This is a genomic window from Solwaraspora sp. WMMA2101, from assembly GCF_049179175.1.
In the GTDB taxonomy this organism is placed as follows: domain Bacteria; phylum Actinomycetota; class Actinomycetes; order Mycobacteriales; family Micromonosporaceae; genus Micromonospora_E.
Genome location: NZ_JBMHMA010000006.1, coordinates 6,193,535 through 6,208,936 on the forward strand (window position 1 = coordinate 6,193,535; position 15,402 = coordinate 6,208,936).

General features: G+C 71.3%; 18 protein-coding genes. 5 read left to right on the top strand and 13 right to left on the bottom strand.

Features of this window, described 5'->3' with window-relative positions; all coding sequences use genetic code 11:
* Positions 1–51: 51 nt before the first annotated feature.
* From ACN28F_RS29225 to tnpC, 3 genes are all read right to left on the bottom strand, one after another.
* Positions 52–240 (bottom strand): DUF397 domain-containing protein, encoded by a 189-nt coding sequence (locus ACN28F_RS29225; protein ID WP_421360705.1) that lies wholly within the window; start codon positions 238–240, stop codon positions 52–54.
* Positions 231–911 carry a DUF5753 domain-containing protein gene (locus tag ACN28F_RS29230; protein WP_421360707.1) on the bottom strand — a complete coding sequence of 227 codons (681 nt, stop codon included), beginning with the start codon at positions 909–911 and terminating at the stop codon, positions 231–233. Before ACN28F_RS29230 ends, ACN28F_RS29225 begins: the two co-directional genes overlap by 10 nt.
* Positions 912–1,009: 98 nt before the next feature.
* Positions 1,010–2,413: an IS66 family transposase gene (gene tnpC / locus ACN28F_RS29235; RefSeq protein WP_421360709.1), complete on the bottom strand. Its 1,404-nt coding sequence runs from the start codon at positions 2,411–2,413 to the stop codon at positions 1,010–1,012.
* A 298-nt stretch (positions 2,414–2,711) separates the two neighbouring features.
* Here tnpC and ACN28F_RS29240 point away from each other — a divergent pair, with 298 nt between their 5' ends.
* Both ACN28F_RS29240 and ACN28F_RS29245 read left to right on the top strand, forming a co-directional pair.
* Complete coding sequence (locus ACN28F_RS29240) at positions 2,712–3,179, top strand: hypothetical protein (protein ID WP_421360711.1); 468 nt, start codon at positions 2,712–2,714, stop codon at positions 3,177–3,179.
* Between the two features lie 86 nt (positions 3,180–3,265).
* Positions 3,266–4,039: an SIR2 family NAD-dependent protein deacylase gene (locus tag ACN28F_RS29245; protein WP_421360712.1), complete on the top strand. Its 774-nt coding sequence runs from the start codon at positions 3,266–3,268 to the stop codon at positions 4,037–4,039.
* 22 nt (positions 4,040–4,061) lie between these two features.
* On the opposite strand, the gene ACN28F_RS29250 is transcribed toward ACN28F_RS29245, so the two are convergent.
* The 7 genes from ACN28F_RS29250 to ACN28F_RS29280 form a co-directional block, all read right to left on the bottom strand.
* Positions 4,062–4,472 (bottom strand): nuclear transport factor 2 family protein, encoded by a 411-nt coding sequence (locus tag ACN28F_RS29250; RefSeq protein ID WP_421360714.1) that lies wholly within the window; start codon positions 4,470–4,472, stop codon positions 4,062–4,064.
* Between the two features lie 3 nt (positions 4,473–4,475).
* Complete coding sequence (locus ACN28F_RS29255) at positions 4,476–5,252, bottom strand: MBL fold metallo-hydrolase (protein WP_421361561.1); 777 nt, start codon at positions 5,250–5,252, stop codon at positions 4,476–4,478.
* A gap of 69 nt (positions 5,253–5,321) precedes the next feature.
* Positions 5,322–5,948, bottom strand: coding sequence for a DsbA family protein (locus tag ACN28F_RS29260; protein WP_421360716.1), 627 nt, complete (start codon positions 5,946–5,948; stop codon positions 5,322–5,324).
* A gap of 116 nt (positions 5,949–6,064) precedes the next feature.
* A complete protein-coding gene (locus tag ACN28F_RS29265) occupies positions 6,065–6,559 on the bottom strand; it encodes a MarR family winged helix-turn-helix transcriptional regulator (RefSeq protein WP_421360717.1) in 495 nt (164 codons plus the stop codon).
* Positions 6,560–6,653: 94 nt separating this feature from the next.
* Complete coding sequence (locus ACN28F_RS29270) at positions 6,654–8,054, bottom strand: PH domain-containing protein (RefSeq protein WP_421361563.1); 1,401 nt, start codon at positions 8,052–8,054, stop codon at positions 6,654–6,656.
* Positions 8,055–8,152: 98 nt separating this feature from the next.
* Positions 8,153–8,674: a PH domain-containing protein gene (locus tag ACN28F_RS29275; protein ID WP_289205665.1), complete on the bottom strand. Its 522-nt coding sequence runs from the start codon at positions 8,672–8,674 to the stop codon at positions 8,153–8,155.
* Between the two features lie 18 nt (positions 8,675–8,692).
* Complete coding sequence (locus ACN28F_RS29280; protein ID WP_421360718.1) at positions 8,693–8,938, bottom strand: hypothetical protein; 246 nt, start codon at positions 8,936–8,938, stop codon at positions 8,693–8,695.
* A 216-nt stretch (positions 8,939–9,154) separates the two neighbouring features.
* Between ACN28F_RS29280 and ACN28F_RS29285 the strand changes: the two genes are divergently transcribed.
* Genes ACN28F_RS29285 through ACN28F_RS29295 form a run of 3 tightly spaced genes read left to right on the top strand, consistent with a single transcriptional unit; the run spans position 9,155 to position 12,212 of the window.
* The gene (locus tag ACN28F_RS29285; protein ID WP_289205667.1) at positions 9,155–10,312 is read left to right on the top strand and encodes an AAA family ATPase; all 1,158 of its coding nucleotides are present in this window, start codon (positions 9,155–9,157) and stop codon (positions 10,310–10,312) included.
* On the top strand, positions 10,291–11,265 hold the full coding sequence (locus ACN28F_RS29290) for a DUF58 domain-containing protein (RefSeq protein WP_289205668.1): 975 nt from the start codon (positions 10,291–10,293) through the stop codon (positions 11,263–11,265). Before ACN28F_RS29285 ends, ACN28F_RS29290 begins: the two co-directional genes overlap by 22 nt.
* Positions 11,262–12,212, top strand: coding sequence for a VWA domain-containing protein (locus tag ACN28F_RS29295; RefSeq protein WP_289205669.1), 951 nt, complete (start codon positions 11,262–11,264; stop codon positions 12,210–12,212). Before ACN28F_RS29290 ends, ACN28F_RS29295 begins: the two co-directional genes overlap by 4 nt.
* 308 nt (positions 12,213–12,520) lie before the next feature.
* Here the strand turns inward: ACN28F_RS29295 and ACN28F_RS29300 are convergent, their stop codons facing one another.
* The 3 genes from ACN28F_RS29300 to ACN28F_RS29310 form a co-directional block, all read right to left on the bottom strand.
* On the bottom strand, positions 12,521–13,819 hold the full coding sequence (locus ACN28F_RS29300; protein ID WP_421360721.1) for an acyltransferase family protein: 1,299 nt from the start codon (positions 13,817–13,819) through the stop codon (positions 12,521–12,523).
* Entirely contained in the window at positions 13,816–14,649 is an 834-nt protein-coding gene (locus ACN28F_RS29305) for an alpha/beta hydrolase (RefSeq protein ID WP_421360723.1), read from the bottom strand. The genes ACN28F_RS29300 and ACN28F_RS29305 overlap by 4 nt, the downstream gene beginning before the upstream one ends.
* 74 nt (positions 14,650–14,723) lie before the next feature.
* The gene (locus tag ACN28F_RS29310) at positions 14,724–15,389 is read right to left on the bottom strand and encodes a response regulator (protein ID WP_289205672.1); all 666 of its coding nucleotides are present in this window, start codon (positions 15,387–15,389) and stop codon (positions 14,724–14,726) included.
* Between the last annotated feature and the right edge of the window lie 13 nt (positions 15,390–15,402).

Below are 15,402 nucleotides of genomic sequence, written 5' to 3' on the forward strand. Positions count from 1 at the left end.
AGCCGGGGCTGGGTGATCCGAGCTACGGCTGATGTCGCGCTGTCCGATGGCTCAGGGCTTCAGGGTGGCGGCCGTCGATACGAGGGACTGCCACGCGGTCGGTCCGAAGGTCAGCATCGCGCCGTCGCGGTCCTTGGTGTCCCGCACCAAGACGCGCCCGGCGACGTTGTCGGCCACCTCGACGCAGGCGCCGGTGTCGGACTTGGTGCTCTTGCGCCAACGAGGCTTGGTCAGGTCCATGTCTCTCCCGCCTTCGTGATCAGTTCGAGCGACTGCGCGCAGGGTAGAGCGTACTGCCGGATCGACTCCCAGTCGCTCTCCAGGCTCGCGGTGCGGTCGGGCGACTCCACTACCCGGCCCTCCTGGTGGCCTTCGAGGAATCCGACTGTGCGACCGTCAACCGAGGCCAGGACGATCGGGCCGTACATCCCGACATACGCCGGGGTGGCCAGCGGCACTACGTGGATCTGCACGTTCGGCCGGTCGCCCACCTCCGCCAGCGCTTTGAGTTGCTCGCGCATCACTTCCGGCCCGCCAACAGTGCGCCGGATCGCCATTTCGTCGAGTATCACGACCAGCCGGCATGGGCTGGTGGTCCGGGTGATGATCTCTTGCCGGTCCAACCGTGCCGCGAGCGTCTGCTCGACATCCTCGGCTGGGACGTTCATCGCCGGTAGGAGAGCGCGTGCGTACGCCTCGATTTGCAGCAGTCCGGGGATCAGCGTCGGATGGTAGACCCGCAGCAGAGTTGCCCGACCTTCGTACTCGACGAACGGGCGGTACCACACGGGTGTCCAGTCGCCTCGGACGAACTCCCGGTAGAACCTGACCAGGGCGGTGCCGAACACCTTGTCGACGGCCTTCAGGTAGTCCGGCAGTGCTGGCCGTTCGCCGCGCTCGATGGCACCCACGTGCTTCGCCGAGAAGTGGATCCGGTCGGCCCAGGCTTCCTGAGTCGTGACTGGATAGGTGCGTGGGACCTTGGAATACCGCAAGCGCGCGAGGTGGGTCAGGCGGTTGTGGGAATCCAAGGGCTGCCGGCGGCGGCTCGGGTGAGTGCGTCGAGCATGTTGATGCCGTGTCGGGTGGCGGTGGCGGTGTAGCTGCGGATCGCGGCGAAGTGTTCGGCTCCGGTCATGGTGCGCATGCTGCCGGAGACCTTGATCCGGAGTTTCGGCATGCGGATGGTCCGCTCGGCCGGGTTGTTGTCGAACGGCACGGCCGGGTCGGTGACGAAGCGTAGGTAGTCGGCGCGTCGGTCCCGTAGTCGCACGAACAGGGCGTGGTACTTGCGGTGCAGCTTGTCGGTGCGGGTGGCGGTGGCTGCGGCGCCGAGCACGACGGCCGAGCGCGGCAGGTGGGTCTGTTCGGCGAGGTCGGCCGGGTCGGGTTCGCAGCCGTCGGCGCGGGCCGTGACCGTCAGGCGGTTCAGTCGCCGCAGGGCGTCGATGGCCTGGCCGGCGAGGTCGGCGACCTGCCCGGTGGCGGTGTCGACCACGTAGACCAGTTCGCGTAGGACGTGGGCGTTGCACAGGGCGTGGACCGCGTCGGTGTAGGTGTCGTACGGGGCCCACGCGTCGTGCACGGCGGTGCCGGTGTATCCGGGTAGCACGCCGGCGTCGTCCATTGCGGCGGTGCCGCGTCGGCGGTGCACGGTGAGGAGCACGTCGGTGGGTGTGGAGGCGGAGTGCGGCCAGGCGAGGCGGCCGTCGACGCGTATGCCGGTCTCGTCGAAGTGCGCGACCGGCGCGTTCTTGATGCGGTCGCGGATGACGGGGAGCACCGTGTCGATGACGCCGAGGGCGGTGCGGGTGACCCAGGCGGTGATGGTGGCTGGCGCGACGGGCAGGCCGAACAGGTCACGGATCGCGTCGGCGGTGCGGCCGATGGACAGGAACTGTCCGTGGAGCAGGTAGACGCCGATCGCGGCGATCCGTGGTCCGTAGACGGCGGGCGCGGTGGCCCCGGCGGGTGTCGCGGCGGTGGTGTGGTGCCCGCACGGGCAGGCGACGGTGACGATCTGGTGCTCGGTCACCACGACCCGGGGCTGGGGGATGTCGAACACCTGCCGGCGGGTGACCGTCACCTCGGCGGGGTCGGTCAGGCCGTCACCGCAGCCGCCACAGGTGTCCGGCACGTGCCGGACGATCACGTCCGGTTCGGCCACCTGGGACAGGGTGGTGCCCTCGCCCCCGGTGGGGCGGCCCGGCCGGCGACCCGAACGGCCCCGCAGCGACTTCGGCGCCGGTTTGGCCAGCCCGTCGCTCGACGGCGGTTTCGACGAGTTGCTCGACGACTGCTTCAACCGGGCCTCAAGCTCAGCGATCCGCGTCAGGGCCTGCTCCAGCCGTGCGGCCAGCCCGGCGTTCAACGCCAGCAGCTCGTCATACGACGGCGGCGGATCGGCGGGCATGGCTGGTCAACCTACCAGCCTCCACAGCAGACAGCACCACCGGGATCAGGAACCTATCCAGTCACCCTGAGTCAGCCCGAACGACTCGCGCAGCCGGCGTAGCTCCGATATCAGATAATCGCTTCCAGCCATAGACCTTCACGTCCCCCAGATCACTCGAATTTGTTGATCTTTTGCTGGCCTGGACATCGCGTATCACTCATCTGCCTAGTGCCCACTTCCATTGGGTACGGTCAGCGGTCCAGGGTGGAGCTCAGCAGAAGATACACCGCATTCGGAAACGAACCGAGGGGCAATGATGGTCAGAAACGATGGGATCGGCGGGACGCCCAGGCTGGCCCGGTACACCTCGATCGGTACACCACGAAAAGTCGACCCGACACCGGGCCGGCCGCCGCTGCCGAAGCGCAACCCGGGGGAGACGGACCCGGACCAGGACGACTGCTTCCAGCTCGCCGGGGGGCGCGGCGCCCCGCCGGCTCCCGCTGGCGCACTGGACGACTCGGCGCGAGGCGGTGACCCTACCTGGTCCCCGGAGCTGGCCAGAGCAGTCCACGACGCCAACTCCACCGCCCGGACCCACATCCCGAACCGCACCACCGGGGAGTGCCACCGGTGCGGGGGCGTCCCGGCGCCGTGCCGACCATTCCTGCGGGCGCTGGCCATCCTGGACCGGTGGGACGCGAGCTCTGCCCGGCGCATCCGCGCGGTGCTTCATCTGTCCGGGTTGATGCCGGCCGGCGAGCGGGACGACGGCGACGGGTGACCCGGTGAGCGGCACTCGCGGTCGACGCGGCTCGCCCGGCGGGATCTCAGCGGTCGACGCGGCAAACGGCAGCTACCGTCGGGGACATGTCCGACCGATCGAGCGTGGCACCTGTCGACGAGGTGGTGGGATGGCTGGCCGCCGCCCGGGACATCCTGGTCCTGACCGGGGCCGGCATCTCCACCGACTCCGGCATTCCCGACTTCCGGGGCCCCAACGGCGTCTGGACCCGGGACCCGCAGGCCGCCAAACTGTTCACCCTCGACGCGTACGTCGCCGACCCGGCGATCCGGCGGCTGGCCTGGCTCGGCCGCCGTGACCATCCGGCCTGGTCGGCGCAGCCGAACGCCGCCCACACGAGCCTGGTGGAGCTGGAACGGTCCGGCCGGCTGGCGGCGATCGTCACCCAGAACATCGACGGCCTGCACCAACGCGCCGGCAACAGTCCGGACAAGGTCATCGAGATCCACGGCACGATGTCCGAGGTCGAGTGCCTGAACTGCGACGATCGTACCGGCATGGACGAGGCGTTGGTCCGGGTCGCGGCCGGCGAGGACGATCCGGACTGCCGTCGGTGCGGCGGCATCCTCAAGGCCGCGACCATCTCGTTCGGGCAGTCGCTGCACGAGCCGACTCTGCGCCGGGCGGTGCGCGCCGCCCAGAGTTGCGACCTGCTGATCGCCGTCGGGACGTCGCTGACCGTGCAGCCGGCCGCCAGTCTGGTGGAGGTCGCCGCCACCGCCGGTGCCCGCGTGGTGATCGTCAACGCGGCGGCCACCCCGTACGACCCGATCGCCGACGCGGTGTTGCGCGAACCGATCGGTACGGTGCTGCCTGTTCTGCTCGGCGCGCCGAGCTGAGGGCGAGGTGTCTGGCCGGTCCTCAGGTCGCCATGGCGTCGCGGACCTTCGCGGTGTCGACGAACTGTTCGAAGCGAACGATCTGGCCGCCGCGGACGACGAAATGGTGCGCGACGCGGACGCCGATGTCCTTGCCGGTGGCCTTGTTGGTGGCCGTGTAGCGGGCGAGAACGACGACGTTCTCGCCGTCGACGACGTAGGTGTCGTCGTGGACGATCCAGCCGTCCCACTGCTCCGCAAGCCGTTGCATGACGTTGGTGGTGACCTCGGTCGGGGTGCGGTAGGTGCCGGCGAGCGGGAAGCCGGCCATCTCGGTCCATTCCACGTCCGGAGCGAGAGTGGCGCGCAGGGCTTCCAGGTCGCCGGCGGCGGAAGCGAGATACTGCCGGCGGACCACGTCGGCCGGGGCAGGGGAGGTGGTGAAGTCGTCCATCGCTCAGCCCCAGGTCATCCCGCCGGTGGCGACCTTGGCGCCGATCTGGGCGGCGATGAGCATGCCGTGTTCGGGGTATCGGGTGGTGAGGGCGTCGGTGAGTCCGGCAGACCCCGTTGCGCGGGCGAGTTCCACTTCGAAGGCAAGCAGGTATTCGCGGGTGGCGGCGATGGCGCTGGCGTCGGCGGGCGTGCCGGGCAGTCGGTGGCCGGGCACGACGAGCTGCGGGTCGAAGGCGGCCATCTCGTCCAGCTGAGCGATCCAGGCCGCCCGCTGTTCGGGCTTGGGAGTGTCCGCGACCCACACGTGCTCGTGCTGGAAGAGCAGGACACCGCCGAGGAGGGCCCGGTGCTCGGGCTGCCACAGGTAGTGCCGCCCCGGCAGGGCGGCCGGGCCACCGTGCAGTTCGAACCGGTGGTCTTCGAGGGTCAGGTCGCCGGTGTGCGCGGTGAGATCGACCAGGCGGGTGGGCAGGTTGGTGCCGAGGGCGGCCCAGGCCTTGAGCTTGCCCTGGTACGAGTGCTGGATGTGCGCGATGGTCTGCGGGGTGGCGAGGAAGGTCGCATCGGGGAAGGCGTCGGCGATCACCTCGGCGCCGAAGTAGAAGTCGGGGTCGCCGTGGCTGACGAAGACGGTCGTCAGCCGCTTCCCGGAGTCCAGGATCGCGGCGGCCAGCCGGTGTCCGTCGGCGCGGGTGAACCCGGCGTCGACCAACAGGGCGTCGGTGTCGCCGGTGATCAGGGTGGCGGTCTTGTTCCTGCTGCCGACCGGGAAATCCAGGTCGAAGACGGTGAAGTCGAGCCTGCTCGCGTTTCGCTCCTCGGGTGTTCAGACAGGTGGATGGTGTGCTCAGCGCGCCAGACCGGTGGCCACGGCGGCCAGGCGCCGGTCGACCTGGTCGGCGGTGGCGTGCCCGTGGGTCAGCGGGACGACTCGGTCACCGGCTGCCACCAGTAGCGTCGGGTACGAATCGACGCCGAGCTCGGCGGCGCGACGGAAATCTGCCTCGGCGGCGGCCCGGGTGGCGGGAGTGTGCAGCGCCCCGATGACCTGGTCGGCGTCGACCCCGGCGGCCTCGGCGACCTTGCGGTAGGTGTCCGGCGTGGAGAGGCTGTGCCCGTCGATGAAGAAGGCACGCTGCAGCGCCACGGCCAGCTCGGCCGCTCGGTCGGGTGCGGCCTGGCGTAGGGCGACCATCCCGCGGGCCGCGGCCTCGGAGTCCATGACGAACGAACCGTCGTCGATCAGCCGCTGGTATCCGTCGCCGAACTCGGCGCCGGTCATTTCGCTGATCTTGTCGTTGGCGCCCTTCACGTATCCAAGGGTGCGGATGGGTTGCCGGCGGACGCCGGTGAACAGGCCGCCGGACACCACGTCCACCGGCAGGTCCGGATGTCTGGCCACGATCTCGGCGAGGGTGCCAGAGAACCCGTGGGACCAGCCGCAGTAGGCGTCGAAGACGTAGACGAGCTTCATGCGGGCCTCTCGTGTCAGGTGCTCGCCATTCGCGAGCTTACCCTGACGCAACAGACTCTGACTCGTCAGGTATTCCGCCGTGAAGTCAGAGAATGGTGAGCTGGGTCACCGAGCACTCAGCGTAGTCGGGGCAGGACGTCCCGGGCGGCGTGACTGAGAATCCGCAGGTCCGCCATGAATTGCTCCCGATGGGCGGCGGGCAGCGGATCGAGGAAGTACCGCTTGATGTTGTCGAGGTGTACCTGGGCGGCCTGCACGAGCGTCTGCTCGCCCAGGGGTGTCAGCTGCACCAGCCGGCCGCGCCGGTCGCCGGGAGCGTCGCTGCGTCTCACCAGACCGGCGGTCTCCATTCGGTCGATCAGCCGGGTCGCGCCACCCGTGGTGAGCACCTGCTCGCGGCTGATCGCCCCCATGGCCAACCCGGGGTCGCCCGCCCTGCCCAGGATCAGCAGCACCTCGAACATCAGGTGACTGATGCCGCACTCCTGCTCGAGTGACCGCCCGAGGATGTACTCCAACCGGTTGGCCGCCCCCTGTAACCGACCGAAAGCCAGAATCAGTTCGTGGTCTGCGGCGTCCTTCGCCGTGGAAACACCGGAGTTCTTCTCCACGGCGGCACACCCTTCGCGTTCGGCACCCAGCTCATCCGATGATGCCGCATCTGCTGTGTACGCGGCGCTGACGGCCGGCAGTTCGACCGGGCGACTACGACGTCGGCTCGGTGCCCTCGGCGAGGGCCGTACGGGCGGCACGGGCCCGCTCGGTGAGCTGCGCCGCCAGCCACCAGGCCTCGGCCACGTCACGGTCCTTCGCATAGGCGCTCGGCCCGCCGGCGGTGTCGGCGTAGACCGTGGCCAACCCGAGCAGCCGCTGCACCGGACCCCGGAGCACCCGGACGCTCTGCATCCGCGCGTACGGCACGACCAGCATCTGCCGGGTCAACAGCCCACTGCGGACACTGAACACGTCGTCCGCGAGCCCTGCACCGAGCTTCGGCTGCGCCAACGGGTTGAGCCAGCGGGCCCGCCGGGGCGGCGGCGTCATCGGCAACGTGTCGAGCGCGATGCCGGGCAGCACGTCGACGAGGATGCGGTTCGCGGTGGCCAGATCACCGACCGGCAGCAACTGGTCGGACTGGTTGCTGGCGCCCTGGGTGTCCGGTGCGGCGTACCCGGCGACGTGCAACCGCATCCGCAGCCACTTCTTCCTACGCCACAACAGCGGCCAGGTCACCCCGATCGCCTGCAACCGGTGCAACGGCACCGTCTGCGACCGGGTCTCGGTCAACCCGTGGCGGACCCGCAGCCCGACCTCGTCGCGGGCCAGCCGGAAGTTCCAGTCGTTGAGCACCCGTCGGATCGGCTGCAGCAGTATGCCGGCGGTGGCGGTCAGGGTGCTGGCGACCGCGATGAACGACCAGGTGACGTCCATCGCGAACTGGGTGACGACGAAGGCGACCCCGAACGGCAGGAACATCGTCTGCGGGGTGAGCAGCTGACTGATCAGCAGGTCCCGGTTGGTGACGGTGTGCAGCAGCCGGCCGGGTGGGGGAGCCGACGGGTCGGGCAGGCTGGCCGGCGTACCGCCGTCGGTGGCCGTGTCCGGCACGGACCCGGCGGTGGCGCCGCGACCGGCGAGCGCGAGCAGCCGGGCCCGCAGCGCGGCGGCGTCCGCGACGGTGAGGTACGCCAGCGGTGCCTCGGTCTGACCGCCGCCGACGACCTCCAGACGCAGCTCGGCCAGGCCGGTCAACTGGGCGAGCAGCGGCCGGACCACCTCGACGGCCTGCAGCCGCTCCAACGGGATGGCCCGGGTCCGCCGCCACAGCAGCCCCTCGTGGATGCGCAGCTCCCTGCCGACCACGTGGTAACCGGTGTTGTACCAGCTGACCACCGCTATCGCCAGGTAACCGAGCAGGCAGAGGACGACCAGCAGCGCGAAGCGGCCGAAGCCGACCCGGCCGAGCGTCTGCCAGGAGAGTCCGGCGATGATCACCGCCAGGGCACGGCTGCCCTTGAGCACCGGGCTCAGCGGGTGCAGCCGCTGGCGTGGCTCCTCCGGCGGCACCGGCGGTGGAAAGACCTGCCCCGGCAGGGGATACGGCACCGGCCCGGTCGACGGAGGGTACGGCACCGGCCCGGTCGGCGGAGGGAACGGCACCTGGCCGGCCGGCGGTGGGCCCGGCGGCGGGTACGGCGGCTGGGTCACAGCCCCTCCGCCCGGACCTCGCCGAGTGCGGTCAGCCGGTCGCGTAGCCGGGACGCCTCCGCCGGGCGCAGCCCCGGCACCCGGGCGTCGCTGGCCGCCGCGGCCGTGTGCAACTGCACCGTGGCCAGGTCGAAGACCCGTTCCAGCGGGCCGGCGGAGACGTCGACGAACTGCATCCGGGCGTACGGCACGATCGACAACCGTCGCACCAGCAGCCCGTGGCGCACCAGCAGGTCGTCGTCGCGTTCGGCGTACCCCCAGGCGTGGACCGCCCGTACGGTCGTCACCACCCGCAGCACCGTCAACAGCACCGCTGCGGCGAACCCGACACCGATGAACCAGAACCCGGTCAACGCCCAACCGACCCCGAGACCGATCAGCAGGAAACTCATCCCGATCGCCAGCCGGATCAACTCGACCCAGATCAGGTCGCGGGAGACCGGCTGCCACTGCACCGTGTCGGGCCAGGGCTCCAGCGGGCTGATCGGGGCTGCCGGAGCAGCGGAGGGTTCACTCACCCTTACGAGCGTAGGCGATCAGCCAAGCGGTGCCACCTCGCGGAGGAATCCGCGCGCCCGCAGGAAGTCGCCGAGGTGGTCCTGATGCTGCGCGCAGGCCAGCCAGGTCTTGCGCCGGTCCGGGGTGTGCAGCCGGGGATTGTTCCACCGCAGCGCCCACGTCGCCGCCGCGCGACAGCCTTTGGCCGAGCAGATCAGTGGGTCGGCGGGCGCGTTGCCGGCAGGACCAGAAGCACTGTCGCCGGAATCGGAAACTGCGGTCACCCGCCGAGTGTAGAAAGCCTGATTGGCGTAAGCGCCGGGCGGCCACGGGGGAAGCCGCCCGGCGACGGCTGAATCGTACACACGCCGATCCCAGTTGTGTCTACCCACCTGACGGTGCTTTCTCGGCCCCTGCCCATAGGTTCGAGCCGGCGTGCGACGCTTAGGGCGGCACGACCCTTTCGACCGACGACGCCAGAACCACGCTGTGGAGGACCGGTGGCCCAGCCGACCACGCCCGAATCATCGACCCCGACCGGTGCCGGGGCGCAGCCCGGCGCGAGCCCGGCGGCCGACGCGACCCTGCTCGAACGGGCGATGTTCGAGGTCAAACGAGTGATCGTCGGGCAGGACCGGATGGTCGAGCGGATGTTCGTCGCGCTGCTGGCGCGTGGACACTGCCTGCTCGAAGGGGTTCCCGGTGTGGCGAAGACCCTCGCCGTGGAGACCCTCGCGACCGTCGTCGGCGGTTCCTTCGCCCGCGTGCAGTTCACCCCGGACCTGGTGCCGGCCGACCTGGTCGGCACCCGCATCTACCGGCAGTCGAGCGAGAAGTTCGACATCGAACTCGGGCCGGTCTTCGTCAACTTCCTGTTGGCTGACGAGATCAACCGGGCACCGGCCAAGGTGCAGTCGGCGTTGCTCGAGGTCATGAGTGAGCGGCAGGTCTCCCTGGGCGGACAGACCCACCCGGTGCCGGATCCGTTCCTGGTGATGGCCACCCAGAACCCGATCGAACAGGAAGGCGTCTATCCACTGCCGGAGGCACAGCGGGACCGGTTCCTGATGAAGATCGTCGTGGGCTACCCGACCGATGCCGAGGAACGTGAGATCGTCTACCGGATGGGCGTCGAGTCACCGCGGCCGAGTGTGGTGTTCTCTCCGACCGATCTGATCGACCTGCAGCGCAAGGCCGACAAGGTCTTCGTGCACAACGCCCTGGTCGACTACACGGTACGGCTGGTGCTGGCCACCCGGTCGCCGGCCGAGCACGGCATGCCCGACGTCGCCCAGCTCATCCAGTACGGCGCAAGTCCTCGTGCCTCGCTCGGCATCGTCCGGGCCACCCGCGCGCTGGCCATGCTGCGGGGCCGCGACTACGCGCTGCCGCAGGACGTGCAGGACATCGCGCCCGACATCCTGCGGCACCGGCTGGTGCTCAGCTACGACGCGCTCGCCGACGACGTGCCGGCCGACCACATCGTCGGACGGGTCATGTCCACGGTACCGTTGCCGACCGTCGCCCCCCGGCAGAACGCGGCCGTCCCGCCCGGGCCCGGGCAGCCGGGCGTCGCCGGGCAGCCGGGCATGCCGCTGCCGCCGAATGGTCCGGCCGCGCCGCAGGGCGTCGGCCCGTGGCCCGGGCAGCTGCCGTGACCGCACCCGCCGACCGGTCCGAGGCGGTGCTCTCCCGGCTCTACCTGACCGTCACCCGGCGGCTGGACGGGCTGTTGCAGGGCGACTACGTGGGTCTGCTGCCCGGGCCGGGCAGCGAAGCCGGCGAGTCCACCGAGTACCGCCCCGGCGACGACGTACGGCGGATGGACTGGCCGGTCACCGCGCGGACCACCGTGGCGCACGTCCGCCGTACCGTCGCCGACCGGGAGTTGGAAGCCTGGATCGCGGTCGACCTGTCGGCCAGCCTCGACTTCGGCACCGCCCGCTGCCTCAAGCGGGACCTGGTGGTCGCTGCGGCGGCCGCGATGGTGCACCTGAGCGCCCGGGGCGGCAACCGGGTCGGTGCGGTGCTCGGCACCGGTGCCCCGGCGCAGGGCGGGTCGACGCGTCGGCTGCCCGCGCGTACCGGCCGTAAGGAGGCGCACGGGCTGCTGCGGGCGATCGCGGGCACACCGTCGCGGCCCGGCCGCAGCGACCTCGGCGCCCTGATCGACATGCTCAACCGGCCACCGCGTCGCCGTGGCGTCGCGGTGGTCATCTCCGATTTCATGGCTCCGCCGCAGCAGTGGGGCCGGGCGGTCCGCAAACTCGCCGTCCGCCACGACGTGCTCGCCGTCGAAGTGCTCGACCCGGTCGAGTTGGCGTTGCCCGACGTCGGTGTGGTGGAGTTGACCGACCCCGAGACCGGTGTGCTGCACGAGGTGCAGACCGCCGACCCCCGGCTGCGTCGACGGTACGCCGAGGCCGCCGCCGCGCAGCGGGCCGAGATCGCCCAGACGTTGCGCGGTGCCGGTGCCGCGCACCTGCGGCTGCGTACCGATTCGGACTGGCTGCTGGACATCGTCCGGTTCGTCGCCGGGCAGCGGCACGCCCGTACCCGTGGCATCGCCCGCCCGGCCCCCGCCCCGCGCCCGGAAAGCGAAGCTCGATGATCCGTTTCCTGCAGCCGTGGTGGCTGCTCGCCCTCCTGCCGGTCCTCGCCGTCACCGGCCTGTACGTCTGGCGGCAGTTCCGCCGCAAGGCCTACGCGATGCGGTTCACCAACGTGGACCTGCTGCGTACCCTCGCCCCCAAGGGCCTCGGCTGGCGTCGATACCTGGCCGCCGGTGCCTTCCTGCTCAGCCTGCTGGTGCTGGCCTCGGCCCTGGCCCGGCCGTCGATCGACGCCGAGGAGTCGCTGGAGCGGGCCACCGTCATCCTCGCCATCGACGTCTCCCTGTCGATGGAGGCCGACGACGTCGCGCCCAGCCGGATCGAGGCGGCGCAGCAGGCGGCCAAGGAGTTCGTCGCGGAACTGCCGGAGGGCTACAACATCGGGTTGGTCGCGTTCGCGAAGTCGGCGAACGTCCTGGTCGCTCCGACCAAGGACCGGCCGGCGGTGACCCAGGCGATCGACGGGCTGGTGCTGGCCGAGGCGACGGCCACCGGCGAGGCGGTGTTCACCTCGCTGGAGGCGATCCGGATGGTGCCGACCGACGGAGCCCAGGGGCCGCCGCCGGCACGGATCGTGCTGCTCTCGGACGGCTACCGCACCTCGGGCCGCTCCGTCGAGGAGGCGGCGGCCTCGGCGGCCGCCGCCAACGTGCCGGTGTCGACGATCGCGTTCGGGACCGACGACGGCCAGGTGCGCATCGGCGGTCAGGTGCAGCGGGTGCCGGTGGACCGGTTCGCCCTGGCGGAGCTCGCCGAGGCGACCAGCGGCTACTTCTACGAGGCGGCGACCGCCACCGAACTCAGCCAGGTGTACGAGGACATGGGCTCGTCGATCGGGCAGCGGACCGTGCCCCGGGAGATCACCCAGTGGTACGCGGCCCTGGCGTTGCTGCTGGCGCTGGGCTCGGCGGCGCTGAGTCTGGTGTGGACTTCGCGGCTGCCGTGAATTGCGCCTGGCCCGGACGGGCCGGGACGGCTCGGGTGGCCTGCCGGTGACTCACCGGTCGGTTCCGGCCGGCCGGTGGGTCCACCACCGGCCGGCCGGACCTTACCGCCCTACCTGGCGCTGCTGGCCAGCACGAAGATGACGGCGATCCAGACGGCGGCCAGGGTGAATCCCAACGGGGCGACGTAACGGTTCATCGGGGGCGGGCTCCGGCGACGGGGCGGTCACCCCCGGACAGGGGCGACCGGCAGGCGGGCTGACGGGCGACACTGGTGGACCACACGGGTGCACCGGGAGCCGCGCTGCTGTCAGCGCGCTCGACCGGTGACCCGGCGGCGACTCGGAGGATCGCTATCTCGCACAGCGATCACCTCCACAGGTCGTCCGGGCGTTGAACCGGGCAAGAGCGTACACCCAGGCCGGCGTCGTGGCACAATCCGCAGCAGCACGATCAGTGCGACCGCGAGAATCGGCAGGTGGACGGCCCGGTCGGCGAGCCAGCCGGGATCGTCCGGCGGGGTGTGCAGACCGGCGACGGCGGTGCCGCCGGCGATCCACAGTGCGATGAACGTCGTCGCCAGCAGCACCGGTTGGTGCCACAGGTAGATGCCCATCGCGTGCCGGTTCACCGCCGCGACCGGCGTCCACCACCGGGCGGTGGTGTCGATCCGGCCCCGCAGGCACCTCAGGGCCAGCGCCGCCGCCCCGAGTTGCGCGCAGACCAGGGCCAGGGTCGCCAGCGACGGCGGGTCAAGGTTCGACCGGACCTGCCCCGGCAGGCCCACCGCACTGGTCGGGTACCCGCCGACCAGGGTCAGCGCGAGTAGCACCGCCACCCCGCCGACGAGCAGGCCGACGGCGTACCGGGCCGGCGGCGGACCGTACCCGGCCATCAGCCCGCCAGCGAGGTACGGCAGGACCCAGGCGGCGACGACGGCCAGCATCGGCGGCAGGTGACCGGCGTCGGCGGCGACGACGATGGTGACCGCCGCCGTCAGGGCTGGCGTGACCGTCACGAAGGCCCGCTCCGGGCTGCGCCGTATGCCGCGCAGCAGCGGGCCGCACAGCGCCCGCAGGAACAGCAGCACGACGAGGAACCACAACGGACTGACCGCCAGCTTCGCGACGGTCACCAGGCTGCCGGTGGGTGCACCGGCGAGGTAGCCGACGACCAGCGCGAGTGTCAGGCCGGCGGCGAACCCCAGCAACGGGCCGCGCAGCGTACGCAGCCATCCGCCGCTCGACCCGCCGCGCCCGCTCGACCCTTCGGGCCCGCCGGGTCGGTCCGCCCCGCCGGGGCGCGGTCCGCTGCTGCGGGCGGCGGCGAATCCGGCGGCGAAGAGCAGCAGCCCCAGGGTCTGCGGTAGCCAGGACAGCGGATGCAGCCAGGTCATGTCGATCAACGGACTGTCGACGCGCAGCAGTCCGTCGCCGGTGAGCACCAGGGCGGTCACCCACCAGTGGCCGGCGACGATCCCGATGATGGCGAGCGCTCGGACCAGATCGACGACCGGCTCCCGCAGTGGCCGCGCCGGGTCCGCTGGCACCGTCGTCGGCGCGGTGGCTTCCGGCGGTACCGTCAGCTTCATCGTCTGCGCCGTGCTCATCGGGCCACCGCCGTGAGCCGCGTGCCGGACCGGGTCGGGTCGTCGGCGAGCAGATCGGCGAGGGCGTCCAGGGTGCCGCTGCCGGGCCGCAGGTAGCCGTCGTGGCCGTCGACGCCGTCGGTCGGCAACGACCGGGCCCCGAACGTTAGGTCCGCCGGAGGCGTCCCGTGCCCGAATCCGGCCCACCGTACCGACGGCACCCGCCGGATCCAGTCGTCGACGGCGGTGGCGTGCCAGACCTCGGCGCGGGTGCCGAGATCGGCGACGTGCTCCCGGCCCATCCCGGGAGCTCCGAGCGCGACGAGGTCGGTGACGCAGCCGTCGAGCCGTGGCGCGGCCAACCCGGCCACGATCGCGCCGTAGCTGTGTCCGACCACCACGACGGTTGCTTCCGGTTGCCGCCGGCACAACTCGGCGACGAACCCGACCAGCGCGGCCGCGCCGGCCTCGGCGCGGTCGGAGCGCAGCGCCGCCGGTCCGAACCCCTCCGGCGGGTCGTAACCGAGCCAGGCGACGACGGCGGTACGCGTCTCGCGCTGCTGTGCCGCCCCGTACAGCACCCGGGCCTGCACCGTCGGCGCACGGTGGGTGACGCCGCCGAGGCCCCGGTCGAACGTGGCCAGGGTGTTGTCCGTTCCGGGAATCAGCACCGCGATCCGCCGGGCGGTCGACAGGTCGCCGACGGCCTCGACGGCTGTGCCGTCACCGGTGGTGTCGAACTCGAGGAACTGCCGTCCGGTGGTGTCCGGCCACAGGTCGGTCTGCCCGGCCGGCGCGGTGGCCAGCGCGGCACCGCACATCGTTGCGAGGGCGATCAGACGGATACGCATACCGATGAGCCTGCGGTCGGGGTGTGGTCACCCGCGTCGTGCCACGGAGCCAGCTTCGGCGTCGTACCCGAGGGCTATTCGCCGGCGGTGACCAGACCCGACTCGTAGGCGACGACGACCGCCTGTGCCCGGTCCCGGACGCCGAGTTTGCTGAGGATCCGTCCAACGTGGGTCTTGACCGTCTGCTCGGCCACGACCAGGTCGGCGGCGATCTCACCGTTGGACCGGCCCCGGGCGATCAACCGCAGCACCTCGGTCTCCCGGTCGGTCAGCGAGGTCAGCGACACCGGGCGGGGACGGTGCTGTCCGGGGCGCGTGGCGAACTCGGCGATCAGCCGGCGGGTGACCGACGGTGACAACAGCCCGTCGCCGGCGGCCACCACCCGTACGGCGTTGACCAGGTCGGCCGCCGGCGCGTCCTTGAGCAGGAAGCCGCTGGCCCCGGCCCGCAGTGCTTCGTAGACGTAGTCGTCGAGGTCGAACGTGGTGAGGATCAGCACCCGGGGCGGTTCCTCGCGGGACCGGCCGTCGAGCAGCTGGCGGGTGGCGGCGATCCCGTCCAGCACCGGCATCCGGACATCCATCAGGACCACGTCGGGGTCGAGGCGGCGGGCCGCGCTGACCGCGTCGGCGCCGTTGGCGGCGTCACCGACCACCACCAGGTCCGGTTGGGCACCGAGCAGAGCACCGAAACCCTGCCGGACCATCGCCTGGTCGTCGGCGATCAACACTTTGATCATGTCGTCCTTCGCT